Annotated in this window: 22 protein-coding genes and 1 tRNA gene; 10 read left to right on the forward strand and 13 right to left on the reverse strand. The window is 68.5% G+C overall.

From position 1 onward, the window contains the following. From ACWDTS_RS04695 to ACWDTS_RS04705, 3 genes are read left to right on the forward strand one after another with little or no spacing between them, the layout of a single operon-like run. A complete protein-coding gene (locus ACWDTS_RS04695) occupies positions 1-1,686 on the forward strand; it encodes a flippase (protein WP_197256492.1) in 1,686 nt (561 codons plus the stop codon). A 5-nt stretch (positions 1,687-1,691) separates the two neighbouring features. Further along, positions 1,692-2,792 carry a glycosyltransferase family 4 protein gene (locus ACWDTS_RS04700; RefSeq protein ID WP_307846562.1) on the forward strand — a complete coding sequence of 367 codons (1,101 nt, stop codon included), beginning with the start codon at positions 1,692-1,694 and terminating at the stop codon, positions 2,790-2,792. Continuing rightward, a complete protein-coding gene (locus tag ACWDTS_RS04705) occupies positions 2,785-3,873 on the forward strand; it encodes a cellulase family glycosylhydrolase (protein ID WP_450117686.1) in 1,089 nt (362 codons plus the stop codon). Before ACWDTS_RS04700 ends, ACWDTS_RS04705 begins: the two co-directional genes overlap by 8 nt. A gap of 12 nt (positions 3,874-3,885) precedes the next feature. On the opposite strand, the gene ACWDTS_RS04710 is transcribed toward ACWDTS_RS04705, so the two are convergent. Further along, a complete protein-coding gene (locus tag ACWDTS_RS04710; protein ID WP_197256489.1) occupies positions 3,886-4,944 on the reverse strand; it encodes a GNAT family N-acetyltransferase in 1,059 nt (352 codons plus the stop codon). Between the two features lie 291 nt (positions 4,945-5,235). Here ACWDTS_RS04710 and ACWDTS_RS04715 point away from each other — a divergent pair, with 291 nt between their 5' ends. Next, entirely contained in the window at positions 5,236-6,363 is a 1,128-nt protein-coding gene (locus ACWDTS_RS04715) for a cellulase family glycosylhydrolase (RefSeq protein ID WP_197256488.1), read from the forward strand. A 3-nt stretch (positions 6,364-6,366) separates the two neighbouring features. Here the strand turns inward: ACWDTS_RS04715 and ACWDTS_RS04720 are convergent, their stop codons facing one another. The 8 genes from ACWDTS_RS04720 to dcd form a co-directional block, all read right to left on the reverse strand. Next, positions 6,367-7,968, reverse strand: coding sequence for a hypothetical protein (locus ACWDTS_RS04720; protein WP_197256487.1), 1,602 nt, complete (start codon positions 7,966-7,968; stop codon positions 6,367-6,369). 100 nt (positions 7,969-8,068) lie between these two features. Continuing rightward, the gene (locus ACWDTS_RS04725) at positions 8,069-8,692 is read right to left on the reverse strand and encodes a hypothetical protein (RefSeq protein WP_197256486.1); all 624 of its coding nucleotides are present in this window, start codon (positions 8,690-8,692) and stop codon (positions 8,069-8,071) included. Positions 8,693-8,823: 131 nt separating this feature from the next. Then, positions 8,824-9,114 (reverse strand): SelT/SelW/SelH family protein, encoded by a 291-nt coding sequence (locus ACWDTS_RS04730; protein WP_197256485.1) that lies wholly within the window; start codon positions 9,112-9,114, stop codon positions 8,824-8,826. Positions 9,115-9,323: 209 nt separating this feature from the next. Then, on the reverse strand, positions 9,324-9,482 hold the full coding sequence (locus ACWDTS_RS04735) for a hypothetical protein (RefSeq protein ID WP_197256484.1): 159 nt from the start codon (positions 9,480-9,482) through the stop codon (positions 9,324-9,326). Positions 9,483-9,592: 110 nt separating this feature from the next. Beyond that, complete coding sequence (locus tag ACWDTS_RS04740) at positions 9,593-11,644, reverse strand: DNA/RNA non-specific endonuclease (protein WP_450117687.1); 2,052 nt, start codon at positions 11,642-11,644, stop codon at positions 9,593-9,595. 99 nt (positions 11,645-11,743) lie between these two features. Beyond that, the gene (locus tag ACWDTS_RS04745) at positions 11,744-13,150 is read right to left on the reverse strand and encodes a DUF692 domain-containing protein (protein WP_197256482.1); all 1,407 of its coding nucleotides are present in this window, start codon (positions 13,148-13,150) and stop codon (positions 11,744-11,746) included. Next, on the reverse strand, positions 13,134-13,370 hold the full coding sequence (locus tag ACWDTS_RS04750) for a hypothetical protein (RefSeq protein WP_197256480.1): 237 nt from the start codon (positions 13,368-13,370) through the stop codon (positions 13,134-13,136). The genes ACWDTS_RS04745 and ACWDTS_RS04750 overlap by 17 nt, the downstream gene beginning before the upstream one ends. A 284-nt stretch (positions 13,371-13,654) precedes the next feature. Beyond that, a complete protein-coding gene (gene dcd / locus ACWDTS_RS04755) occupies positions 13,655-14,245 on the reverse strand; it encodes a dCTP deaminase (protein ID WP_197256478.1) in 591 nt (196 codons plus the stop codon). Between the two features lie 218 nt (positions 14,246-14,463). Between dcd and ACWDTS_RS04760 the strand changes: the two genes are divergently transcribed. After that, positions 14,464-15,813, forward strand: a complete 1,350-nt coding sequence (locus ACWDTS_RS04760) for an MFS transporter (protein ID WP_197256476.1) — start codon at positions 14,464-14,466, stop codon at positions 15,811-15,813. On the opposite strand, the gene ACWDTS_RS04765 is transcribed toward ACWDTS_RS04760, so the two are convergent. Beyond that, on the reverse strand, positions 15,788-16,405 hold the full coding sequence (locus ACWDTS_RS04765) for a TetR/AcrR family transcriptional regulator (protein WP_248676298.1): 618 nt from the start codon (positions 16,403-16,405) through the stop codon (positions 15,788-15,790). The two genes, ACWDTS_RS04760 and ACWDTS_RS04765, sit on opposite strands and share 26 nt — an antisense overlap. Positions 16,406-16,493: 88 nt before the next feature. Between ACWDTS_RS04765 and ACWDTS_RS04770 the strand changes: the two genes are divergently transcribed. Beyond that, positions 16,494-17,315, forward strand: coding sequence for an oxygenase MpaB family protein (locus ACWDTS_RS04770; protein WP_450108381.1), 822 nt, complete (start codon positions 16,494-16,496; stop codon positions 17,313-17,315). A gap of 108 nt (positions 17,316-17,423) precedes the next feature. Then, a tRNA-Gly gene (locus ACWDTS_RS04775) sits at positions 17,424-17,497 on the forward strand. A gap of 147 nt (positions 17,498-17,644) precedes the next feature. Here the strand turns inward: ACWDTS_RS04775 and ACWDTS_RS04780 are convergent. After that, positions 17,645-18,433 carry a hypothetical protein gene (locus ACWDTS_RS04780; protein WP_450108380.1) on the reverse strand — a complete coding sequence of 263 codons (789 nt, stop codon included), beginning with the start codon at positions 18,431-18,433 and terminating at the stop codon, positions 17,645-17,647. Between the two features lie 237 nt (positions 18,434-18,670). Between ACWDTS_RS04780 and ACWDTS_RS04785 the strand changes: the two genes are divergently transcribed. After that, the gene (locus tag ACWDTS_RS04785) at positions 18,671-19,870 is read left to right on the forward strand and encodes a Fic family protein (protein ID WP_450108379.1); all 1,200 of its coding nucleotides are present in this window, start codon (positions 18,671-18,673) and stop codon (positions 19,868-19,870) included. A gap of 669 nt (positions 19,871-20,539) precedes the next feature. Beyond that, a complete protein-coding gene (locus ACWDTS_RS04790; RefSeq protein WP_450117688.1) occupies positions 20,540-22,858 on the forward strand; it encodes an ATP-binding protein in 2,319 nt (772 codons plus the stop codon). Here the strand turns inward: ACWDTS_RS04790 and ACWDTS_RS04795 are convergent. Continuing rightward, complete coding sequence (locus ACWDTS_RS04795; protein ID WP_450108377.1) at positions 22,836-23,504, reverse strand: hemerythrin domain-containing protein; 669 nt, start codon at positions 23,502-23,504, stop codon at positions 22,836-22,838. The genes ACWDTS_RS04790 and ACWDTS_RS04795 overlap by 23 nt on opposite strands. A 184-nt stretch (positions 23,505-23,688) precedes the next feature. Between ACWDTS_RS04795 and ACWDTS_RS04800 the strand changes: the two genes are divergently transcribed. Next, positions 23,689-24,093, forward strand: coding sequence for a hypothetical protein (locus ACWDTS_RS04800; RefSeq protein ID WP_197256467.1), 405 nt, complete (start codon positions 23,689-23,691; stop codon positions 24,091-24,093). 64 nt (positions 24,094-24,157) lie between these two features. Here the strand turns inward: ACWDTS_RS04800 and ACWDTS_RS04805 are convergent, their stop codons facing one another. After that, positions 24,158-24,634, reverse strand: coding sequence for an SRPBCC family protein (locus ACWDTS_RS04805; RefSeq protein ID WP_197256465.1), 477 nt, complete (start codon positions 24,632-24,634; stop codon positions 24,158-24,160). Positions 24,635-24,828 lie beyond the last annotated feature (194 nt).

The following is a 24,828-nucleotide window of genomic DNA, read 5'->3' on the forward strand; positions in this document are numbered from 1 at the left end:
ATGGGCAGGCACACACGACCGGACGACCTCGGCGAGCCCGGGGTCGCGCAGAGCTTCGCGACAGAGTCGGGTGTCGGACGCCATGCCCGGCTCTGGGACACCGCATCGTGGTCCGCGCTGGGCAGCCCCAGCTACGGGACCGGCCAGGGCAGTGTCCACGGCGACGTCGCCGCCGAGACGGTCGTGCTGCAGCGGATCGCCGCGAAGATTCGCGAGGACACGATCCACGAACCGCAGACCCCCGAACTCGACGCGCGCGACGCCCGCCGCAACACGATCACGATGCTGGGCAGCCGCGTCGCGGTCGCCGCGATGGGCTGGACCGGATCGATGATCGTCGCCCGCGCGCTGTCACCCGACGACTTCGGCAAGTTCTCGTTCGTCTTCGGTCTGCTCGGCCTGCTGTCGGTCGTCACCGATCTCGGTGTCGGCCGCGTGGTCCTCGCGAAGCTCGTCGAGTGCAACCCGTGGGAAGTGTCCTACGTGACGACGGCGTTCATCGCGCTGCGCGCCGCGCTGGGCATGCTCGGTCACCTGCTGGCGATCGCCTACGTGCTGGTGATGGGTTATCCGTCGGATGTGGTGTGGGCGACCGTGATCGCCGGTCTCGTCGTCGTGGTCGCGACACCCAGTCACGCACTGACGGTGATGTACCAGAGCCGATTACGGATGGCGTACGTCGCTGTCGCCGAGACACTCGGCCAGCTCGTGCAGCTCCTCTGCACCGTCGCCGCCGTACTGTTCGCCCCCGTACTGCTGGTGCTCGTCGTGCCGGCGGTGATCAACGAGATCGTCGCGATCGTCGTCAAGATCCGCGGCGTGCGAAACGGTATCGCCGGTCCTGTACCCGCGGCCCGCGCCCAGTTGTGGCGATGGCGCGAGATGCTCGCCGAGGCCGTGCCGCTGAGTATCGGCTTCGCGCTCATCACGATCCTGTCGAAGATCGACGTGCTGATGCTCGGCCGCATGGACTCGTTCGACGCCGTGGGGCTCTACACCGTCGGCTACAAGTTCGCCGACCTCCTCGGGATCGTCGCCTCGACCGTCGTCGGTCCCGTCACCACCCTGCTCGTCGCGACGTGGCCCGGGGACACCGAGCGATTCCGCGGCCGCACCCGCGAGGCGGCGATCCTCCTCACCGTGCTCGGTGCGGTCGCCGTCGCCGCGTTCTGGCCTGTTGCACCGGCATTGATGGATCTGCTCTACGGTTCCCGTTTCGCCGAAGCCGCCGACGCCGGCCGGTTCCTCGTGCTCGGCAGCGCCCTGTCCATGCTCACCGAACTCGGATTGATGGTGCTCGTCTCCACGTCCCGCCACCGCGTCTATCCGTGGGTCGCGCTCGCCGGCCTGGCCGCGAACGTGGCGCTCAATCTGGTCATGATCCCGCGGTGGTCGTACTTCGGGGCGTCGATCGCGACACTCGTCACCGATCTGGTTCTGCTGGCCGCCATCTGGATCGTCGTCGCCCGCACGGTCCCGGTCCGTCGGCTGTTCCCGGCCGGTGCGGTCGTCGGCGTCGCGATCCTCGGCTTCGCGGTGACCGTGTGGGCGACGCTGCTGACCGACCGCTTCCACATCCCGTGGATCGTGACCGCCGCGGTCGCGCCCACGCTCGTCCTCGCGGGCATGCAGTTCCTGCCCGTTGCCGGAAGAATCCGGCTCGTCCATCTCCTGAAGTCCAGGTAGCACACGTGAATTACCGACCCACTTCCACGCGACGCCGCGTCGTCTTCGTCACCCACACCGCCCAGGTGTCCGGCGCCGAACTGGTCATGCTGCAACTGGTGCGGCGCGCCCTCGACGAGGGTTGCGCGGTCGCCGTCGCCTGCCCCGACGGCCCGCTGCGATCGCGACTGCCGGCCGAGGTCGACATCTTGGCGATCCCCCTGCTCGGACCGCAGGGCGAACGCGGACTCGCCAAGGCCGCAACGGTCGCCCGGATCGCTGCCGACTGGCTGCGTACCGGCCGGATCCTCCGGGCGGCACTGCGCGGACGGGAGGACACGGTGATCGTGAACTCGCTGTTCGCGTTGCCCGCCGTCGCGGTCGCGCGGATACCCGGCGCGGTGTGGCTCGTGCACGACACCCTGTCGAGTGCCGAGCAACGAGGGATCGTGTGGTTGTCGCGCCGCGGAATCGCCCGCGCCGTCGCGGTTTCGGAGCCGACGGCCCGGCCGCCCCGAGAGCTGGGGATTCACGTGACGGTCGCGCATCTCGGCGTCGAGGTTCCCGACTTCAGGGTCTCCCCGGACGTCGCGGCGACCCCGGTGATCGGCATGATGGGTGCGCTCACCCCGTGGAAAGGACATCGGGTGCTCCTCGACGCGGTGTCCCGCATGCCGGGGGTTCGGCTCGAGATCGCCGGCGAACCCTTTCCCGGCGACGAACCGTACGCCGAGGAACTTCGCAGGCGTGCAAGCGAACCCGACCTCGACGGCCGCGTCGCCTTCCTCGGCCGCGTCGAACCCCTTCCGACGCTGCGCACCTGGGACGTCGCCGTGTCCGCCAGCATCTCCCCCGAAGCGGGCCCGCTGGTGGCGCTCGAGGCGATGAGCGTGGGCGTGCCGATGGTCGGCACCGATCACGGCGGCACGTCGATGTTGCTGGGGGGCGGTGCGGGACTTCTGGTTCCGCCCGGTGACCCCGCGGCGCTCGCCGCGGCGCTCCACCGGATACTCACCGACGACGACCTACGCCGGTCGGTCACGGAGACCGCCCGCCGCCGCGTCGAGGAGAACTACGACCGCACGACCACCGTCCCCCGGATGCTCGAGGAGTTGCTGCGTGCCTGAGTCGTTCCCCCGCCGCGCCGTCGCCGGGACGATCGCCGCTCTGACCACGGTGGTGCTCACCGCGACGGCCTGCTCCCCGGACCCGCTGCCGTGCGACCCGACGGTCACCGCCGACAGTCTCGGGATCGCCACCGGGTCCGGCCTCGACGCGATGCCCGCCGACCGTCTCGAGCGGTATCTCGACCTCGTCGAGGCGTCCGGCGCCCGCTGGATCCGCTTCGACGTGGACTGGTCGACGATCGAACCGGAACGCGGCCGGAGCGATTGGAACGGTGTCGATCGGGTCGTGGCCGCGGCCACCGAACGCGGATTGCAGGTGCTCGGTCTGATCACCAACACCCCCGCGTGGGCACGCGTCGACGAGGCGGGGAACGACTCGCACGGCCGTCCCTCCGATCCCGCCGAGTTCGGCCGCTTCGCCGGGGATGCCGCGGCCCGGTACGCGGGTACGGTGCGCCACTGGGAGATCTGGAACGAGCCGAACCTGACGCAGTTCTTCACGCCCGCACCGGATGTCGAACAGTATGCGAGGCTTCTCTCCGCCGCGGCGGCCACGATCCGGGCCGCAGCACCGGAGGCGGTGATCGTCACCGGCGGGTTGTCCCCCGCCACCGACGACGGCACCGACATCAGCCCCACAACGTTCCTCGACGAGCTGTACGGCCTGGGCGTCGAAGACGACTTCGATGCCGTGGGCATGCATCCGTACAGCTATCCGGCACTGCCCTCCGACGCCGGAACGCGGCGCTGGAACGCCTACTACCGCATGCGGAACCTGCACGCCGTCATGGCGGATCACGACGACGGGGACACCCGGATCTGGGCCACCGAGTTCGGGGCGCCGACCGGTTCGGGCGAGGACAGCGTGTCCCCCGGCGAGCAGGCCGAGATCCTGCGCGACGGCATCAACGAGCAGCGGCGGCTGCCGTTCGTCGACAAACTGTTCGTCTACAGTCTCGTCGATCGCGGGACCGATGCCGCCGACCGCGAGCAGAACTTCGGCATCGTCGACCACGATCTCGATCCGAAACCCGCGATGGCCGTGGTGCAGCGCGCCGCATCGACCCCGGGATGCATCTGAAGCCGTTGACGGTCAGTGTATTTCGATTACGGATCGAAGCGGGCGGATCCGGTCGGCGGCGCGGTCGGCGACGTCGAGCGTCCACCGGTGCAACGGCCGGCCCCGCGGGGTGGCGGTGACCGTGACCGCGTCGTATCCCCCGTTGGCCCAACGGGATTTGAATTCCGACGTTCCGAGCAGGTAATCGAATCGGGTGATGCCCAGGTCGTCGTGGTGATCGGCGAGCCACCGATGCAGCAGGTGTCCTGGTCGCAGGTGCGCAACGTCGGGATCGAACCGGGCCATCCACATCTCCGCGGTGCTACCGGTGCGGAACATGATCTCGTGCGCGACCCAGCGGTCGCCGACGATCAGACCCGCGACGAGCAGCGACCCGGCGCGCGCTTCTGCCTCCAGGAACGGCCGGGTGAACGCTGCGATCGGCGGGGCACAGAAGTCGACGCGGCCGCTGTCGGCGTCGGCGCGGGCGGCGACGCCGGCGATGTCCGGCCATCGCCGGGCAAGATCCGCCGGTTCCGTGACCACCTCGACGGACGCCGGGGTGCCGGCCTTCTCCAGCGATCGTTCGATGCGCCGGAGCGCCTTGAGGGTTTTCTTTCCGCGCAACGCAGCCGCAGTCTGTCCGGGTTCGAGATCGATGGTCAGGCAGTGATCGTCGATGTATGCGTCGACGTGCCAGCAGTTCGATCTGCGGAGGGCCACGATGAGGGGGTCCGTCGATTCCAGATGTGTCAGTTGCAGCGGAATCCGCCGGGTGGCGAGGGCATCGACCAATTCGTTCAGCGCGTCGTCGTCCTCGGCGAGCACCCCACCGATGGTCGCGAGACCGTGCCCGAGAACCCGGTACGCACGGACACCGAGACGACTCCGGCTGTGCAGCGGTGCCACCGCGACGAGACGTCCGTGGCGGCGGACGGCGCACACCGCGAGGCGTCCGCGGCCGAGGGCGCGGAACCACGTCAATGCGTAGGACGGACGGGTCGCCACCCGGTGCGGGATGCGCGCGGTCAGGTCGTGCCAGTCGTCCAGGATCGTCTCGATCGTGGACTCGTCGTGGATCGCGAACGTCATCGAATCATCCCGACGAGGGTCGCTGCACTGCCGCCGGTTCGCGTCTGCCGACAGCCGTGTACGAAAATCGTCGGCAAATACCGGCGGCACGGCCCCTCATGTCGATACATTCTTCCCGATGGCTCTGTTACTGCTGTTACCACTGTGACGGGTGGTAACCGTTGTCACCGATGCCCTCGCCGGGGTATCGGTCCGGGACGCTCGTAGGTTACAGGCCGCGGCTCATGCCTGCGCACGCCCGGGTACCGCCAGACGTCCGGACACCGGACGTGACCGGAAGAAGGTATCGCCGTGCGACATTCACGCCTGTTCCGATCCGCAGTGCCGGTGCTCGTCGCCGGATTCCTCGCCGCCACCGTCGCCTGCGCTCCGCCCGCACCGCCTCCACCGACCGGCTGCACCACCTCCGACCTCGGCATTTCCGGTGGCGCACCCATGCTGGGTCTCTCGGATGCCGACCTCAGCCGGGAACTCGACACCATGTGGAACACGGGAATCCGCTGGCTGAGATTCGACATCGACTGGTCCGTCGTGGAAGCCACCCGAGGACAACAGAACTGGTCTGCGATCGATCGGCTCGTCGACCGGGCCCGTGCCCGCGGACTGAATCTGCTCGGCATCGTCACCTACACCCCGGCCTGGGCCCGGGTGGCCGGCACCTCCGATTCGCACGGCCGGCCCGCGGATCCGGCGGCTTTCGCGACCTTCGCGAAGCAGGCCGCGGAGCGCTACAACGGCAGGATCGCCACGTGGGAGATCTGGAACGAACCGAATCTGGTGAACTTCTTCCGGCCCGCCCCGAACCCGGATGCCTACGTGCAGTTGCTGTCCGCCGCAGCGCAGGCCATCCGTTCGGTGCAGCCCGGCGCGATGATCCTCAACGGAGGCCTCGCACCGGCGGTCGACGACGGCACGAACATCGCGCCCACCACCTATGTGCAGCAGCTCTATCAGCGTGGAGCACAACAGTATTTCGACGCACTGTCCGTCCACCCCTACAGCTGGCCGGCGCTACCGTCCGACGCGAGCACCCAGAGTTGGAACACCTTCTACCGCATGCGGTTCATGCGGGACACGATGGTGCAGTACGGCGACTCGGCCACCGAGATCTGGGCGACCGAATTCGGCGCACCGACGGGCCGGGCGAGCGACGCGGTGAGCGCACAACGGCAGGCGGACATCATCCGCGACGGCATCGCGGAGGCACGCCGGCTCGGGTACGTCGACAAGGTGTTCGTGTACACGCTGCGCAACCACGGCACCAACCTGTCCGACCGCGAACAGAACTTCGGTTTGCTCGAGTACAACTTCACCGCGAAACCGTCTCTGGCTGTGGTGCAATCGGCCGCAACCGCATGCACCGGGGTTTCCGACATCCTCGACTCGGAGCCCACGACGCCACCCCCGGTCGTGTCGTAACCGTCAGCGGCCCCACGAGTCCGGGGGCGTACCCGGTCCGCGCGGATCGTCGTGCACGATCTGTGCACCGAGTTCGGCCCTGTCCTGCTGTGTAGGGTGTCCGTTGCCCTGACCCGGGTACGGCATCGGAATCTGCTGGCCGTAGGGCGCAGGGGCCCTCCAGGTCTCGGGAGGCCGGGACGTGCGCCAGACCTGTTCGACGCTCGCGGGCGTGCTCGGCGGACGGCTCTCTGCCCAACCCGGTGCGGCCGGCGCCACGGGGGAAGCCGGGACGTTCCGTGCCGCCGGTTCCGCCGGGGTCGGCGTCGGAACCGGGGTCGGGGTCGGCGTCGGAACCGGGGTCGGGGCGACGGACGTGTCTGTGGCACGCCGAGCACCTGAGGAGCGGAGAGAACCTGGGGCGCGCAGTGAACCCAGTGCACCGAACAGGCTTCCGCGCGGTCCCGCCGCGAGCAGCACGAGTCGGGTGGGCACCTCGATCTCGGCCAGGGCGCGCACTGCGTCCTCGACGGCTGCGCGCTCGCTCTCGGCGGCTGCGACCACGACCACCGCGAGCGCCAGTTCGTCGGTCGGGACCGACTGCCACCAGCGGTCGGTCAACGCGGCCCGCGTGATCCGGTCCGCGGCGGCACCGGTGAAGCTCCGCGGGTCCGACTGCACTCCGGCGCCCGCGAGGATCAGGATCGACTCACTCAGGGAGGCACGCTGATTCACCATGACGGTGGTGTCCAGCGGCAGGCCGAGGGCGTCGGTGTGTTCGATCTGCAGTGCGGTCCGGTAGCGGCGGGACAGCCGCCGCGCCCATTCCGGGCTGTTGGTGGTGCCGCGGCGACCGCTCAGCGCCACCAGGGCCTCGGCGGCGGCGAGGAACAACGCGAGGAACGCGACCATCGCCTCGGCGGCCGGCTTCGGTGACACCTTCTCGCCGCTGCTGTTCGGCGACGCCAGCAGTTGCAGCTGGGTACTTCCGAAGCTGGCGCGGAGCTGACGCTGTTCGTCGATTCGCGCGTCGATCTCACCCTGCAACGCCGCATACGCCGGGGACTCCGGGTCGAGGCTCGCGAGTTCGGCACGCCGGTCCGCGATGGTCGTGTCGAGCCCGGCCACGCTCGCGTCGACGGCGGCCCGGTTCCGCCCGGACTGCACCCGGTCGAGCGAGGTCACGACGATTCCGGTGAGCTCGTCGGCCTCGGCCTGGGAGTCCGCAGTGGCGTTCACGATCAGCAGTGTGGGCGACGGACCGGGCGAAACCTCGATGTGGCCCTCGACGGTCGCCGCATCCCAGCCCTCACCCATCGCCTCCCCGATGAGCGCGACCACCTCGGAGTCCGAGGACAGTGCGACGTAGGGCGCGGTGAGCTGCCCGAGGTTCGCGTCGCCGCCGTACATCGGGGAGGTGCTGCGGATCTCCGCCACCACCCGGGACTCGTAGACGCCCGGTCCGCTGTCGCGCACGACGAAGACGAGCGCGGCGCCGACCGCTGCGATCAGGAACGCGGGCAGGGCAACGCGAGCGAGATCCCGGAGGTGCCCCAGCAGGTCGAACGATGGGGGAACACCGAGTTCACGACGCAACTGTGCGTCGCGGATGCTTCCTTCTGACACTGGGGACCTCTCCCGCACCGATCCGGACAAACCATGCCAACGCTACGTCGGGCGACGTTCGCCGAATGTTACGTGGCCGGGATCGGCGCGGTACCGGGGATCAGGCGATCCCGACGAGGGTGGACAGCGCCTGCAGACCCTCCGTCACCAGTGCCACCGGGCCGGCCGGCGCCTGCGGAGCAGCAGGTGCCGGCGGCACGGCCGGTGCTGCGCCTCCCGAGGCCGGACTGCTCTGCGACGGCGAGGTCGCGGCAGATTCGCCGGGCACCGTCACGGTGATCGGGGAGACGAACGGCCGTCCCGACGGGCCGAAGATGTTCTCCCACCTTTTGCCCTCGGCGTCCTGGCAACCCCAGAAGACGTCGTAGGTCCCGGGCGTGATGGCACGCGGACCCGCCGAAACCGGACCGTTCTCACCGACGTACGTGGCAGCCGAGGTGCTGGTGTTCGTGATCGAGAAACTCGAGCCTGCCGGCTGGGCATCACGGCGTCCCGACGGCTCCGCCGCGTCCAGAGTGCCCTGCTGGGCGACGACGTAGGTGATGCAAGTGACGCCGAGCGCGACGTCGACGCCGCGGAAATCGAAATCGACCCGCACCGCGCCGGGCTGCGCGGATACCGAGACGTCGGGTGCGCCCGCTGCGGTCGCTGTGGCGGGTGCGAGCACCGCAATCGTCGCGGCTCCCAGCGCTGTCACAGCAGCACTCTTCGCGAACATGGTCATGGGTATGTCCTCCCCTTGCTTCCCTGTGCATGTCGGTGGCCGCACCGCGATTCGCGGTCTCCCTGAACGGCCCACCTGATGGATGGTGCGTACCCACGCTAACGGTCTCGGGGCGGAACAGCCGGGAGGCTCTAGGCGCGCGTCGGCCGGTCCCCGTGCCCGAGATCACGATCGGGATCGACGACGTCACGCACCCGCTGCTTCAGGGTGACGATGTCGGGAAAGCCCCCGTCCCGTTTGCGATCCCACACGAGCTGCGTGTCCGCGGTCACCTGGAAGATTCCACCCGTGCCGGGAATCAGTGCTACCTCACCGAGATCGCAACCGAAGGTGTTCAGGAGTTCCTGCGCCATCCATCCGGCACGCAGCAGCCATTGACACTGCGTGCAGTACGTGATGGTGATCCGCGGTCCCGTCGTCATGTCGCGAGGATATCGACCCGAACGGTCGTTACGCGCGCCGGAAAGGCGAAACCCCGCCGACAGTGGTGGGGGGTCGGCGGGGTCTCTGCAGACCGGTGATGGGGGGACGACCAGCCTGCGCGGCCGCCCACGCAGGGGGGTTGGAGGACGACCGCAGTGGACAGTAGCGATAAAGATCGTTACTCGCTAGTACAAACGATTTCGGCGTGTCAGCTCAATTCCGTATGTGAGCCGTCCCGCTGGCTGCGCTGAATCTCGACGATCTGCTCCTCCACGTCGGCACGGCGGAGAATGCGCCCGATGATCAGCGCGGCGGCCACCGCCACCATCACCCACACCGCGACGCCTATGGCGATCCACCACCACATGACCGATATTGTCCCCGATAACCGGAACCGGGCCAACCATTGCCCCGTCGCAGCGGAGCGACGGGGCAATGATCGGGCGGTCGGTCACAGACCGCACTCCCGGATCGGGGTCACAGGATCAGATCCTGGGGTCGCAGCAGTTCGCGGGCCGAGACACCCGCCTCGATGCGCTCGAGAGGGTCACCGGCGACGTAGGCGTCCAGGCCCAGACCGGTCATCGACGCGATACGCCGCACCGGAACCTGGAAGGTGCGGTAGGCACCGAACGAGAACTCCTCCGGGCCCGCGAGGAACTCGTCGAGCAGCGCGGCCTGGCTGAGCAGATATCCGGTGGCGGACAACGTGCCGTCGGACTTCGTCATCGCCACCACCTTCCAGTACTGGCGGGGCAGGGCGACACCCCGATACAGCGGATCGTCGTCCGCGAGGATCGGCCCTGTCACCACGCTCACCTTCAGATCCCGATTGTCGGCGTTGCCGAGCACGTAGTCCTCGAGCCCGAGCCACAGCGTGCTGCCGGCGTTGAAATCGTGATGCTGCGGGGTGCAGTTGGTGAAATGGAAGGTGTCGTCGTTCGCGGCCTTCGCAAGCGGACCCCACGCCGGATCGAGGCGACGCACGAGATGACCACGGTCGAGCGGATTGTCGCGATAGACCTCCTCCCCCGTCTGTTCGTCGGCGGGGAGACGCGGATCGCGGATCCACCGGTCGCTGTCCCGTCGCGGTTTCTGCGCGAGCCCACCGTCGATGTTGACCGCGGTGAAGAGAGCCAACCGGCGCTGCCGGTGCATGACGACGCTGAAGTGGTGGTAGCGAAGCTCATCGGATGTCACCGAGACCGTGTCACCGGTCACGACCGGAAGCGGCAGCGCCGCGCCGAGGAAGCCGGGGTCGTATCCGTCGCGCCGGCTGTAGTCGGGATCGATGGAGATGGCCTCGGTTATGGACGGTGGAATCGTCGCGTCCGCCCCGGTCGCGCCGACCCGCACAGTGATCTCCACGGCCCGGTCGCGCGGAATCTGCACTGTTACTGCACCATCCGACGATTCCACGGCACCGGGGCGCGACTGCGGGACCGGCCGATCGGTGAGCAGCTCCGGACGTTCGGCGGTGGTCAGCTCCTCGACCAGCGCCCGCTGCTCGGGCGGCAGATCACGGTCGCGGAGGAACTGCAGGATCCGGCTGATCCGCACGCCCTCGTTGAGGAATCCGCCGAACTGGGTCTGCTGCGGTGCCCGCACACTCGCGTGGTGCAACGCGACGACCTCCCACTGGTCGTTGAACACCGGGGAACCGGAGGATCCGGGTTCGGTATCCGCGGAGTAGTGCACGAACATCTCGGGGATGTCGACGATCTTGTTCTCCCGCAACGCAATTTGCTTCTTCTCGCCGCGCGGATGCTGCACGATGGTCACGAACTCGCCGATGACCACCGTGCCCTGGGCCTCGGTCAGGCGGTTGAAGCCGTACTGCGCGAGGACATCCGGCGGCGCGTCGACCGCGACGAGCGCGAAATCCCGTTCCCGGTCGGCGACGAAGAACCGGCCCGGATCCAGCGGCACCGATCGGGGAGTCAGGGGGCGGCCGGCGATGCCGTCCTGGAAGTCGAACTCGACGACGCTCGCCGCCGCGATGACCGCGTCGGGCAGCACGTGATGATTGGTGAGCAGCAGGTGCGGGGAGACCAGGAAGCCGGTGCCGAAGCCGAGCCGTGATCCGTCCGCGCCGAGGATGTGGACGCGGCCGATCGCGCGCGCGGCCGCCACCCCCTCGTCGAGATAGCGCACACCCACGAAATCCGCTGTGTTGATGATCTTTTCGAGCATCGACTCCACGTCCTCGGTCCCGGATCCCAGGATCGCGGGGGCGCGTTCGAGCGCAGATTCGACCAACGCGGCAGGATCGGCACCCGCCGGCGCATCGGCGGGATCGCCGCCGAGGTAGTAGCGGCTCACCCGGTCGAGACGCTTCGCGATGCGCGCGGGGTCGTCGGCGCGGGCGATCCCGCCGGGTTCCCCGAGTACCTGCTCGTTGCCGACCCGTACATCGGACCGGTCGACGATGCGCCGGGCCGCGGCGCGGCGCTGGTGTTCGCGTTCGGTGAGATAGGCCGCGGCGTTGTCGCCGGAGCCGTGGGCCCTGGTGTTGGAGATGATCGTCATGGCATCACCTTCGGGCGAGAAATGGATTCGGATCGTCTTCAGCGTCGCCCGGTACGGGGCTGCGGTCACGAGTAGTGCACTACGCGAATCCGGCCGCCGTCAGATCTCCACGGACACCGAGTACGACTGCGGTTCGAGAACGCCCGGGGCGCGTCCCTCGTCGAGAGCGTCGAGGACCCCGGCCGGGTCGACGTCCCACTCGACCACCGTGGACGTCCCGAACAGCGCCGCGCGCAACAGGGCGGTCTCGAACTCGAGAACCTGCCGCAGGTGCGGCACCGCGTCGATCAGGCCGGGGCGCGAGGCCAGGTACGTCGCGAACCTGTATCCCTCGACCCCGGGTGTCATCTCGGGCGGATGCGCCGATAGGTGTTCGGCGATCACCGCTTCCGTGGCCGCCGCGCCTAGCGTGGTGAGCAGTGCCGTCGTCGTGTAGCGCAGCGCCTGGGCGAGATGTGCGCGGCGCTGTTCGTCGACGAGCCTGCGGTAGAGAAGCACACCGGGTTCGGCCAGTTCCGAACCGCGCAGTGCCGCGACCAGGTTCCGTTCCGCCCGGTGCACCGTCGCGCGCTCGGCGGCGGAAGCGCGGGTCGTGATCGCGGTCGGAAACGGTTCCGGTGCGGCATCCGGTCGCAGATCCCAGATCTGCCACAACCGTTCCAACTGGGCGTGCACGCCGTCGAGTCCGAGGTGGGGCACGTGGGACGGCATGATCTCGAACGTCAATGCCCGCAGATTCGGCAGGCGCGGCACGACGTCGGCGGTGAGGTCGAGCAGTTCGCCCGGCACCGCGCCGCTGTGGGCGTCGAGCCGGTATCCGTCCAGGTCGTCGCCGCCGGCGACGTGCACCTCCCACACCCGATCGAGCGGGATGCGGGACAGGACGTCGCGCACCGCACCGCGACCGTTGACCTCGTTGCACCACAGGTTGTGCAGGTCCAGCACGATCCCGCTGCCGGAGCGTGCGGCGACGTCCCGGAAGAAGACGCCGTCGTCGAGTTCGTCCTCGCGTGGTGCCCGGTAGTCGACCCCGGTCTCGAACGCGACCGGCCTGCCCACCACCCGCCGGTAGTCGTCGATGTTCTCCGCGGCGACGGCAACCTGCTCCGGGGTCTGCGCCGGCGGCAACAGAAATCCGGCGTGCTCGATCCCCGAGGCACCGGCGGTACGCACGAAGCTGAGGTGTTCGCTGACCCACGGCGGGTCGAGCAGATCGACGACGCCGCGCAACGGGGTCCGGTAGTCCAGCGGATCGTCGATGCTTCCGGCGAGCGGCTGTCCTACCCCGTGGACGAGCTTGCGTTGCGGCAGCACTGCCACGGCGTCGAGCGCCCACCCGTCGACACGATAACGCCATTTGCCTTCGGAACAGACTGTGCGCCAGAGTGTTTGCGGCTCGAGTTCGGCGACGGCCACGACGTCCGGGCCGGCCTCGAAGACCGGTCCGAGCGCCGGGCAGTAGACCATGCCGACGCCGAGAACGGAGCCGTCAGTATCTCGGTGCACCGGGGATCTCCCGGACGTCGAGACTGTCGGGGTCCACCGCGAAGTCCCGCAACTCGATGAACCGGATGTCGAACCCGGATGTGCAGCCAGGGCAACCGAGTCGATCGAGCACCTGCCGGGAGATCTTCGCGACCGCGTCGAGGTCGTGTGCGGCGTGGTGCGGCAGGTACACCCGCACCGTGTCCGGTGAACGTGGACTGCGTTGTTCGATCTCTGTCATCGGGGTGCTCCCCTCGTCGTCGGATCGTGTGACGTATCCGAACGTACGAGCGGGGACCGCGGTGCACACGAGTAGCGGACTACCCGAATCTGCGGGGATCACGGCGCAGTGAGCTCGGCCGGACGGGCGATCGGATCGCGTCGAACGTCAACCGTCACGATCGGGTCGGATGATCGTGCTGAGTATGTGGACGTCGTCGTGCGCATGCATGCGTGCACTCCGCGACGGGAGGGTGTCCTCATCGTCGAGCAGGCCGCGCCGCGCGGCACGGGTAGTGGGAAGCGTCAGCTCGGGCGAGCGTCCGGGTGGTTGTGCGCGAAGTTCAGGTACGCCTTCGACGGGGTCGGCCCGCGCTGCCCCTGATATTTGGACCCGACCTTCGCGCTGCCGTACGGATGCTCGGCGGGGCTGGTCAGGCGGAACAGGCACAACTGGCCGATCTTCATGCCCGGCCACAGCGTGATCGGCAGGTTCGCGACGTTCGACAGCTCGAGGGTGATGTGCCCGTCGAAACCCGGGTCGATGAATCCGGCGGTCGAGTGCGTGAGCAGTCCGAGGCGTCCGAGCGACGACTTGCCCTCGAGACGACCGGCGAGGTCGTCGGGCAGCGTGCAGCGTTCCATCGTCGAGCCGAGCACGAACTCGCCCGGGTGGAGCACGAACGGTTCGCCGGGCGGGGCCTGCACGAGAGAGGTCAGCTCGTCCTGGCGCTGAGCAGGGTCGATGTGCGTGTAGCGCGTGTTGTTGAAGACGCGGAACAGGCTGTCGAGGCGGACGTCCACACTCGATGGCTGCACCATCTCCGGGTCGAAGGGGTCGATGCCCAGATGCCCGGAGGCGAGCTGGGCGCGGATGTCACGATCGGAGAGCAGCACGCGTAGAGGTTAACAATGTGCCTCTTGACCTCGAGTCGGCTGGAGGTTGTTCGCTGGGACCACACCCGACGAACGGAGGCGGCCATGCACCCGATTGCCCGGCGCGAGTTCGGTTCGCGTTTCGAACACCCCCGGCTTCCCGAGCGAGCGGTACACCCGACTCCTTCAACAGACGGAATTTACCGTTCGCTCGGGCGAGGCGTGGACGAGGTGACGGCATGACGGTCGTCTCCGCGCCCCCACTGTGGTCGGGCCGGTTCCGCACGACGACGGTCGGGCTGTTCTTCCTGTCTGCGCTGTTCGCGTTCGAATCGTTCGCCGTCGCGACGGTCATGCCCGTCGTCGGCCACGAGTTCGGGGCGCTCACCTCGTATGCGCTGGCGTTCGCCGCCCCGATCGCGATGTCGGTGTTCGCGATCTGCGTCGCCGGGGTGTGGATCGACCGGTCAGGCCCCGGACCCGCCCTCTACACCGGGGTGGCGGTGTTCTCGGCCGGCCTGATCGAGGTGGCCGCAGCCCCCGATATCGCCGTGTTCCTCGCGGGCCGGGCCGTGCAGGGATTCGGGTCCGGGCTCGCCGGGGTCGCGCTGTACGTGCTGGTCGCCGTCGCCTATCCCGAGGAGTTCCGGGCGCGGGTGTTCACGGTCCTTACCAGCGCGTGGGTGCTGCCGGCCCTGATCGGACCGCCCGTGGCCGGTGCGCTGGCCGACGCCGTCGGGTGGCGGTGGGTGTTCGCGCTCGCGCCGCTGCCCGCCGTCGTCGCCGTGGTCGCGCTGGCCCCCGAGTTGCGGCGGGCGTCACCGTCGGACGATCCGGCCCGTACCGCGCCGTCGCTGCGGTGGGCGGCGGTCGCGGCGATCGCGGTGCTCGCCGTCGGGGTCGCCGGGCAACGGGAGGTCGCGGGGTGGCCGCTGCTGCTGGCCGCGGCGGTCGCGGCTGTGTGCTGGTCCGTTCCGCGGCTGGTGCCCGCCGGGACGTGGCGTTTCGCCGCGGGCCTGCCCGCCGTGCTGTCTGCGCGCTCGCTGACGGGCGCGGCGTTCTTCGGTGCCGAGGTGTATGTGCCGCTGGCGTTGGTGCAGTTCCACGGATTCACGCCCGCGCATGCCGGGATGTTCCTGACTGTGTCGGCGCTCGCGTGGTTCGCCGGGTCGTGGATCGCGGCGCACGTGTCGGCGCTGTCGGATGCGGCGGTGCGTGTGCGGTGGGGAACGGCGGCGCTCGCGGTCGGGATCGGCGCATCGACCAGCGTGCTCTGGTCGGAGGTGTGGCCCGCGATCGCGCTGGCCGGCTGGTCGGTAACGAGCCTCGGGATCGGGATGGTGTTCGCGTCGACGTCGGTGCTGTTGCTCGACTACTCGCCGCCGGAGCAGACGGGCACGAACTCGGCGGCGATGCAGGTCAATGATGCTGCGGCGCAATCGGTGTGGCTGTGCGCGGGGACGGTGGTGTTCGCAGCATCCGCGGCCACCGCGTGGGGGTTCGCGGCGATGTTCGCGGGCGCGACGGTGGTCGCGGTCGGGGCGTGCGCGGCCGCCGCCCGGATCACCGCATCATCGTCGATGCCGTGAGCAGCAGTTCGGTGCACGCCTCGACGACCTCGTCCTCCTCGAGCGGGACCGTGCCGTCGAGCCAGGACGTGAGCGCCTGCGCCAGCCCGCCGACGACGAAGTGCGCGGCGAGGTCGAGGGTGGGGCTGAGTTTCGCCTGGTAGAAGTCCTCGGCCTGCATCGTCACCAGCCCGGCGAACATGCGCGCGGATTCGAGGCGGCGCCGCGCGAGCTGCGGGTCGGCCTGGCTGACGGAGAACAGCACGCGTCCCAGGCGGGGATCCGCAGCGATCTCGCGGACGATGTTCGCGACGGCCGCGTGCACGATGCCGCGTTCGTCGCGGGGCGCGGCGGCCACCGCCGCGAGGGTGCTCTGCGCGATCTGCTGCACGACGTGGTCGTACACGGCACCGGTCAGCGCGTCGCGGTCGGCGAAGCTCTCGTAGAAGTAGCGCGAGGCCAGGCCGGAGCGCTTGCACACGCCGCGCACCGACAGGGTGGGTTCTCCGTCGGGTGCGCCGAGCAGGTCGAGACCTGCCTCGATGAGCTGGGCGCGGCGATCCGCCTGCCGTTCCTCGCCGCCGCGTCCCCCGTAGAGCCGTCCTGTTGCCATGCGGCCATCTTGTCAGCCCCGCCGCTTTACGAGCGTCATATATCTGCGTACATTCGTACCCAGATACTGTTCGGATGGAGGGTGGAGCGTGACGACGACGGAGAAACCGGCAGGACTCGACGACACGATGGACGGCATCGGCCTCGCCGCCGGAGCCGCGAACATCATCATGCAGTTGTCGTGGCCCGGCGTCGGCTACGGCGTGTTCGAGAGCCGCGTCGAATCGGGACGTCTCTTCGATCACCCGTTCAAGCGCACCCGCACCACCCTCGGCTACCTCGCGGTCGCCGCGCGCGGCACCGAGGAGGAACGAAAGTTGTTCCGCGACGCCGTGAATCGCTCGCATCGGCAGGTCCGCTCCACCGCCGAGAGCCCGGTGAAGTACAACGCATTCGATCCGGAACTGCAGCTGTGGGTCGCGTCGTGCATCTACCGCGGATTCGAGGACGTCCACCGGGCGCTGTACGGGCCGATCGCCGACGAGCACGTCGACTACTTCTACCAAAACGGCGCCCGGTTCGGCACCACCCTGCAGGTCAAGCCGGACATGTGGCCGGTCGACCGCGAGGCGTTCGAGGAGTACTGGAACGAGGGCCTGAAGAAGGTCCACATCGACGACAGGATCCGCGAGCACCTGCTGTCCATCACGAAGCTCGAATTCGTGCCCGGGCCGGCGTCGCGGCTGTTCGGCCGGATGAATCTGTTCTTCACCGCCGGGTTCCTCCCGCCGCTGTTCCGCGACCAGATGCGTCTGGCGTGGAGCCCGCGCGACCAGCGTCGCTTCGACCGGGTCATGCGCGCGATCGGCAAGGTCAACAAACGCCTCCCCGTTCCCGTCCGCGAAGCCCCCTACCGGCTGCTCCTGGCCGACATGCGGTGGCGGATCCGGACCGGCCGCGCCCTCATGTGAGCGGCCGGCGACACACGTCGCAGACATGGTGACAGAGGTCGCGGGGAGTCTGATACAGTGTGCGACGAGCTAGGGACGAGCCGGTGAAAATCGGCAAAAGCCCAGCGTGCCGATGTAGTTCAATGGTAGAACATCAGCTTCCCAAGCTGAATACGCGGGTTCGATTCCCGTCATCGGCTCCACCATGACGCGATTCCCCTACAGACTGAGCCGAGTCGTGCTCTCGCGGCGTCGACGCGATGGCAATTTCACCAGGTGGCCGAAGTCGAACCGCGGAACCCGTGGATTTCGCTACCGGGGCAGGGGTCGCTATCTGCCGGATCGGATCCTCACCGGGGACTCTTCGCGCGATCGCGTTGCGAGACGACGCCTACCGATTGCGCGCACCGGTTCCGGCTCACCGAGGAACCGGCCCCGCGGATCGAGACGCACACGCTTGCAGAACCAGTCGTGCAGCTCGAGCACGTCAGCGCAGCAAATGTGAAGCCGACAAGCACCGTGTACCGGCCGATCCCGAAACCGCGGAAGTACCCGCGATGCACATGCAGCCGGTTCTGCTTCAGATCGGCGAACACACTCTCGATCCCGACCCTGCGGTGATACGACATCTCACACGCAAGGGTGCCGTGCTGGAACTGCATCCGCATATCCGGGTAGTCCGAGTCGTACAAGGTGATCGTGTGTCCGCACCCGCATTCCTCGCCGCGAGTGCACGAGGTCGTCGGGACGCTCTGCGGCGCCCTCATCGACTTCGGGTTGTTCGGGCAGCGGAGCCGCCCAGGCTGGGCAGCGGGCCCGCGATAGCTGCGTGATTCATCGGGGTGGCGCGCGTCGTGCGGAATGTACGCGTACGCCTGCCGCGCCTGGTGCCGGCGCTCGACCCGCTCACGGTCGTCTTTCGACACGTCGATGGCGATCGGGTCGAGGTCGTACAGTCCTTCCGGGAGGCTGTCCGCGTACAGGACCCCGTCGATCCAGAAGGTGTGCGTGCCTTCGGGTCCGGGATGCATGCCACACCGGTTCGGGTGCAGGTCGTAGATCGTGGTGTACCCGAGCTTCCAGACCGGAAGCGCGAACGTGTCGTTGCGGACGTTGTTGTAGGCGCGATCGGCGATCAACTGGCGGCTTCGGGATCGTTTCCCCCGGCGCCCCGCACCGCGGGAGAGTCCTCCGGTGCCCTTGCGTGAACCCGCCGGCGTCATAGACCGGGAGACGCATCACCGGGCCGAGCCGGGAGCGGACGGTCGGTATCGGCCCAGAACCCAGGCCGGCACGCCCGACGGTTGCATCGCAAACCGCGCGTCCGCCGAACTCATACCATTGGTTAATATACTAACCAATGGTATGGTATCCGGGTGCCATCGGTTGACGACGGTCCATCGTGGCCCCCCGTTGCCTACGAGCAACGTCCGTGGGTCAGCTCGGTGGGCAACTACGGGGCCCGACGCGAGCGCCACCTCACCTCGGGCCCCTACCGTGCGGCAGTGCCAGCTTTCATTGCGCACCAATCGATCTCACTGAACGACGAGTTGCAGGCGCTTGCAGAGGAAGCAGCGACGGAACTCACCCGTTTCGACGTCGAGGTCGGTCACATCACCGCTCCGTTCGCATCCATCCTGCTCCGCACCGAGAGTGCGTCTAGTTCGGAAATCGAAAATCTCACGAGCGGAGCGCGGCAGATCGCGCTGGCTGAACTCGGCGAGCATGCTTCCCGCAATGCCCGTCTGATAGTCGGAAACGTCAGAGCGACGCAAGCCGCGTTGGAGTTGTCCGATTCCATCGACACCCAGGCGGTCTTGCGGATGCATCGGGCACTGCTCGAGCACGACGATCCGAACATCGCCGGTCGATGGCGACGGGAACAGGTGTGGATCGGCGGGCGGAGTCTCGGGCCACACACCGCACAGTTCGTGCCCCCGCACCATGACCATATTTCGGGACTGATCGACGACTTGATCGTCTTCTCCAATCGGGTCGATCTGCCGGTAATGGCGCAGATCGCGATCGCGCATGCGCAGTTCGAAACCATCCACCCCTTCATTGACGGGAACGGGCGTGTCGGTCGCGCACTGATTCAGGCAATGCTTCGCGGTGGACGGCTCACGCGCAGCGTTACCGTTCCGGTCTCCGCGGGTCTACTCCACAACACTGCAGAGTATTTCGAGGCGCTCGGCGAGTACCGCTCGGGTAACGTCGAGCCGATCGTGCGTTCGATCGTGGACGCGTCATCTGCTGCGATCGCCAATGGTCGTCACCTCGTCCGAGACCTGGAATCGGTTCGTGCCGACTGGCGCACCCGCGTAAAGGCGCGGCGAGACTCAGCGGCGCACCGACTGGTCGACCTCCTTCTTCGTCAACCGGTCGTGGACAGCAAGCTTGTCGCTTCGACCCTCGAGGTCACCGGCGCCAACGCGCAGATCGCGATCGATCGGTTGGTAGACGCGGAGATACTCGCCCAGATCACCGATGGCCGGCGGAACCGGATTTGGCAAGCCAAAGACGTGGTCCGCGTCCTGGACGAGTTTGCTGCTCGCGCCAAACACCGCAGAGGATAGTGGGCACAGTTGCGCGCCGAGGTGTCGAGCGTCTGCAAGTCTCCCGCAACACCACCGGAGTAGGTCCAGGAGATGGCGACCGATCTACTGGGAGTGCCGTTCCTGCGCGTCCGCCGGCTCATGAGCTCTCGACCGACCGGACTGCGACGACAGCGTTCGGATCCGCGTGATCGGCGGGTGTGGCTCGTTGTGATTACCGACTGGTCAGCTTCGCGAACCCGTGTTCGGGCCGGGGCAAGACGGAATAGGTGAACACCCCTCCATCCACTCCTCATCCGCCGGAGTGCTCCCTTCTCGGGTATCCGCTCGATCGCCAACCATTCGCTGGTTCGATCGTCACAGCGTGTGACCGACGGCCAAGCGGATCCGCTCATACATGTGCCTCCACGGTCGAGCACCGGTCGTGCGTCACGAATCTCCTTGGGCACGAACGTGAGTCCGCGTCGCGTTTCCTCGGGGGGTCGCACGGCGTCGGGTCGGAGAACGGTCGATGCGACCCGAGTGTGATCGCCGACCGGTCACCAACCCAATCCGCGTGCAGCCCAGCACGAACCGCCATCGGTGAACACCTCTCCCCACCTGAGCACCGACTTCGAAATGCATTTCTCCCACGCCCCACTTCTTCCCTGAAGCGTGTGATGGTGCCGCCGGTCGGCTACCGTCCCTGCTGTGACGCAGGCGAACGACAACAGCTTCGGTGCCGTCCTGCAGCGTCTGCGCAAGTCCCGCAGCCTGACCCAGGAGGAGCTCGCCGAACGAGCCGGTCTCTCGGTCAAGGCCGTGAGCGCGCTCGAGCGTGGGGAGCGGCAGCGTCCCTACCCGCACACGGTCCGGGCACTGGCCGCCGCGCTCGACCTCGACGACGCCGACCGCGACCGTCTCAGCGCTGCGATTCCCGCTTCCGCGCGTCCCGCGCCGCGCCGCACAGGCACCTGGTCGGTGGCCGCGCCGGCCACCGACCTGATCGGCCGGGACGGGGACATCGAACGCATCGCTGCACTGGTGTCGTCGGGCAGGCGCCTGGTCACGGTCACCGGGCCGGGCGGCGTCGGCAAGACCCGCGTGGCGTTCGCGGTGCTGGAGCAGTTGGCTCCTTCGTACGACGTCACCGTCGCCGTGGACCTGGCACCGGTCCGCGATCCGGCACAGGTCCTGCCGCAACTCGCCGCCGCGGTCGACCTGCCCGAGCGCGGCGCGGGCGGAGTCACCGAACGGCTGGTCGCCGCGTTCGCGGGTCGTCGTGCGCTGGTTTTCCTGGACAACTTCGAGCACCTCCTCGACGCGGGCCCCGACGTGGCCGATCTGCTGACCCGGTGCCCGGGGCTCATGCTGCTGGTGACGAGTCGTGCGGCGTTGCGCGTCCGGGCCGAGTACGAGGTCGGTCTCGGCCCGCTGCATCTCCCCCGATCCGACCTGTACGACGACGTGAAAGCGTCTGCGGCCGTGCAGCTTCTTCTCGACCGCGCTGCCGCCGCGGGAGCCGAGCTGGTGCTCGACTCGGATAACGCTCCGGTCGTGGCCGCCATCTGCCGTCACCTCGAGGGGCTGCCCTTGGCACTCGAGCTCGCCGCGGCGGGCGCCCGCCTGCTGCCACCGGCGGCGCTGCTCGCTCGCCTCGAAGTCCACGAGGTACCCCCCGGTCCCCGTGATCTCGCCGAACGCCAGCGCACGATGACGGCCACGCTCGACTGGAGTCTCGACCTCGTCGACGACACCGACGCTGCGGTGTTCGAGCAGCTCGCGGTCTTCTCCGGCGGCTTCACCCTCGACGCCGCTGCCGCGGTGACCGGCCTCGACGACGTGCTCGCCCCGCTCACCGTGCTCGTCGCCCACTCGCTGGTCGCCCCCAGCCCGATCTCTCTCAGCACGCCGCCCGAGGACGAACCACGCTTCCGGCTGCTCGAGCCGGTCCGCCAGTACGCCGGACAGCGACTCGTCGCCGCCGGAGGGTCGGCGGCTGCCGCTGATCGTCATGCCCGGTGGTATCGGTCCTTCGCCCTCGACGCGGGACCGCGGCTGCGCGGTCCGGGCCTGTGCACCGAGCTCGATCGCCTGGAGGCAGACCACGCCAATCTGCGCTCGGCCTTCCTGCGCCTGCTCGAGCTGGGCCACAGCGACGATGCCGCAGAGCTGGCGGCCACCGTGTGGATCTACCTCGCCCTGCGGGGCCATGCCCGTGAAGGGCTCGAGTGGCTGGACCGGGCGAGGGTGCAGGGATCCGACGCGGTCCGCGCCCGAGCTCTGGTCGGCCGGCTGGGTCTGCTGTTCGCCACCGGCGACATCGCCGGCATGCGGGAGGTGGCCTGGACTGCGGTGCCGCTGGCACGCCGTGTCGGCGACGCCCCCCTGGCAGTCGAGGCGGCGATCCTGGCCGGGCACGCCGCGATCTTCGCCGGTGACCTCGACCGGGCCCGCGACCTGCTCGACGAAGCGCTGGTGGGCGCGTCGGGAGCCGGGTTGCGGTGGGAGGAGGCGCACACGCTGGTCGCGTTCGGACAGCTCGCGCTGGTTCGCGGAGATCTCGACGAGGCAGACCGGGTGCTCGGCCGTGCGCTCGAGATCGGGCGAAGCATCGGCAACGACTTCACCCTCGCTACCAGCCTGAATCGCCGGGCCACGGTCACCGCTCTCCGAGGTGACACCGCCGGCACGGCTGCGCTGCTCGCGGAGTCCACTACCCGGTCGCTGGATTCGCGGATGAGCTGGACGCTGAGCTATGCGCTGCCCGCCCTGGCCGGAGTGGCCGTGCAGCTGGGCGAACCGCGGGCCGCCGCCATGCTCTTCGCTGCGTCGGCGTCCCTGTCGGTGACCGACGCGATAGACCCTCGGTTCCCGGTGTCCCGTGAGCTCGCGGCGCAGGACCTGGCCACCGCGCGCAGCCTCCTCGGCGAGGCCGCCTTCCAGGAAGCCTGGGATGCCGGCCGCACCGCGACAGCGCCCGAGCTCGCCGACCTGGCAGACGAACTCACGCGGCGCGCACGCGCGTGATGTAGCGCCGGTACAGGCGGGCACCGACGGTGCGCAGGAACAGACGCACCGGGATCGGGAACTGTCCCAGCATCCGGGCCCGCTCGTCGTCGTCGGCCTCTTCGAGGATGGCGCCGAACATCAGCGGGAGTTGCCGGGGAGACATCGCGTCACGACCGTGGTCTCCGAGGCTCTGCCACTCCTCGACGGTGATGTGGCACGACACGAGCGGCAGGATCTCCCGTTCCTCGAGCTCGAGGTGCTCGAACAGCGCGGCCGCCAGGCCTTCGACCGTCCGCGCGAGCTGCTCGCCGCCGATCGGTGTCGGCGCCTGTGCCCAGGCCGCATTCTGCGCCCGGACCCCCTCGGTGCGACTCTCGACGATCCCGTGCTGGTGCTGCATCGTCTCGACGAGTGCCGTCGACGGAGCGGCACGCACCTGGAGCAGCGGCCACAGCACCGCGTCCTCGCCGGTGTGATGCATGTGCAGCCCGTCGAGAAGCAGTGTGAGGTGCTCCGCGACCAGCCGAGCGCGTGTGGTGTCGCCCTCGGCAACGGCCCGGATCAGCTTCGGCAGCGCGGTGAACTCACGCCGGAAGACGCGGTGGATGACGAACATTTCGTTGACATCGGGGAGAGACGGGGAAGCAGGGCTGATGGCGGTCATGTGAACCTCCGAAGTGGTTGTGATCGGTACGCATTCAGCCTGCGCGGCGCAGCGTCCGACTCCCATCCACGTCACCCCCACACTGCCCCCACACTTCGCCGCTGTGGCTGTCACCCGCCGGCCGTTCGACCGAGTGTCGATGCACACGGCGACCACAAGAGCCGCCCGACACGAGGAGCCGTCCATGGCAACCGCCACCACCACATCCCCCGCCACCGCGACCACCAACGCCGTCCCGTGGGTGCTCGCCACTGCGTTCACACTGTCCGCGGTCCACACCGTGTACGCAGCGGCCGCGGGCATCGAAGACCCGACCTTCACCGTGACGACACCTGCCGCCTGGCTGTTCTACGCCGTCGGATTCGGCTCGGTGTGGCTCGCGCGCCGACAGGAAGCCTGGGCCCGGATCGGCGTGCTCGCCTACCTCGTCGTGCTGCTGGCGATCAGCGTCTTCTACTACCCGACCACGTTCACCGCGGAAAAGCAGACCGTGTTCGGCTGGTTCGAGAACGACGTCTACGTCGGATTGCTGATGATCGCCGCGTATTCGATGGTGGGCCGGGTCCGATCGTCGCTCTCGGTGCACTGATCCGCGAACTCCGCCCTTCCGGGGTATCCGCTCGTGGAAACAGGAAAGACGAAAGCGCCCGGCGTCAGCCCTCGATGATGCGCTTGATCGCGTCCAATGTCGCGGGAATACCGCTGCGGGCGGCCTGTTCCCGTCCGGCGATCTCGCGGGGCGCATCGGCGCCGAACCGCTCGTGGAAGAACTTCAGCCCGGCCTCGGTGAACTCCCAGGTCTCCGTCAGCTCCGTGCCGGCGTCCGCGGGCTTCATCAGATAGCTCCAGCGCACGAAACCGGGACCGACCGACCACGCGAACTCACGACCCGGGGATGCGACGACCACCTCCGACCGTGTCTCCCAGGTACGTTCGGGAGTCACGTTCCGCCCGGTGAAGAAGGCACCGACCTCGGGACCCTGACCTTCGTCCCACCAGCACTCCGCGCAGACGGGAGACCACTCCCCCGTGCGGGTGACATCGGAGACGAGGGCGTACACCTCGTCCGGTGTTGCGGAAACGACGACGGAGGACTCGAAGGTCAAGGGTGCAGTCTGCATGGCCACCATCCTGCCTTACGAGGCGAGTCCGAATTCGCGGGTATCCGCTTGGCCACCAGTCATCCTCCTGCTCGATCGTCGCAGTGTACGACTGGCGGCCGAGCGGATCCGTTTCCCGGCTACAGGTGGGCGGTGCCTCCGAAACGGGGTACTCGGGACTCGTCGGAGTGGTCTCCTCGGCTACCGAGGTATGAGGGAAGAGG

It is taken from the genome of Rhodococcus sp. NPDC003383 (genome assembly GCF_053589115.1).

Coding starts and splice junctions, on each gene's coding strand:
- ACWDTS_RS04765 (WP_248676298.1), bottom strand. CDS start 16,405: ATGGCAACAGGACGGCTCTACGGGGGACGCGGCGGCGAGGAACGGCAG.
- ACWDTS_RS04740 (WP_450117687.1), bottom strand. CDS start 11,644: ATGACGATCATCTCCAACACCAGGGCCCACGGCTCCGGCGACAACGCC.
- ACWDTS_RS04725 (WP_197256486.1), bottom strand. CDS start 8,692: ATGACCATGTTCGCGAAGAGTGCTGCTGTGACAGCGCTGGGAGCCGCG.
- ACWDTS_RS04795 (WP_450108377.1), bottom strand. CDS start 23,504: ATGACCGCCATCAGCCCTGCTTCCCCGTCTCTCCCCGATGTCAACGAA.
- ACWDTS_RS04800 (WP_197256467.1), top strand. CDS start 23,689: ATGGCAACCGCCACCACCACATCCCCCGCCACCGCGACCACCAACGCC.
- ACWDTS_RS04805 (WP_197256465.1), bottom strand. CDS start 24,634: ATGGTGGCCATGCAGACTGCACCCTTGACCTTCGAGTCCTCCGTCGTC.
- ACWDTS_RS04735 (WP_197256484.1), bottom strand. CDS start 9,482: ATGTGGTGGTGGATCGCCATAGGCGTCGCGGTGTGGGTGATGGTGGCG.
- ACWDTS_RS04695 (WP_197256492.1), top strand. CDS start 1: ATGGGCAGGCACACACGACCGGACGACCTCGGCGAGCCCGGGGTCGCG.
- ACWDTS_RS04760 (WP_197256476.1), top strand. CDS start 14,464: ATGACGGTCGTCTCCGCGCCCCCACTGTGGTCGGGCCGGTTCCGCACG.
- ACWDTS_RS04730 (WP_197256485.1), bottom strand. CDS start 9,114: ATGACGACGGGACCGCGGATCACCATCACGTACTGCACGCAGTGTCAA.
- ACWDTS_RS04710 (WP_197256489.1), bottom strand. CDS start 4,944: ATGACGTTCGCGATCCACGACGAGTCCACGATCGAGACGATCCTGGAC.
- ACWDTS_RS04750 (WP_197256480.1), bottom strand. CDS start 13,370: ATGACAGAGATCGAACAACGCAGTCCACGTTCACCGGACACGGTGCGG.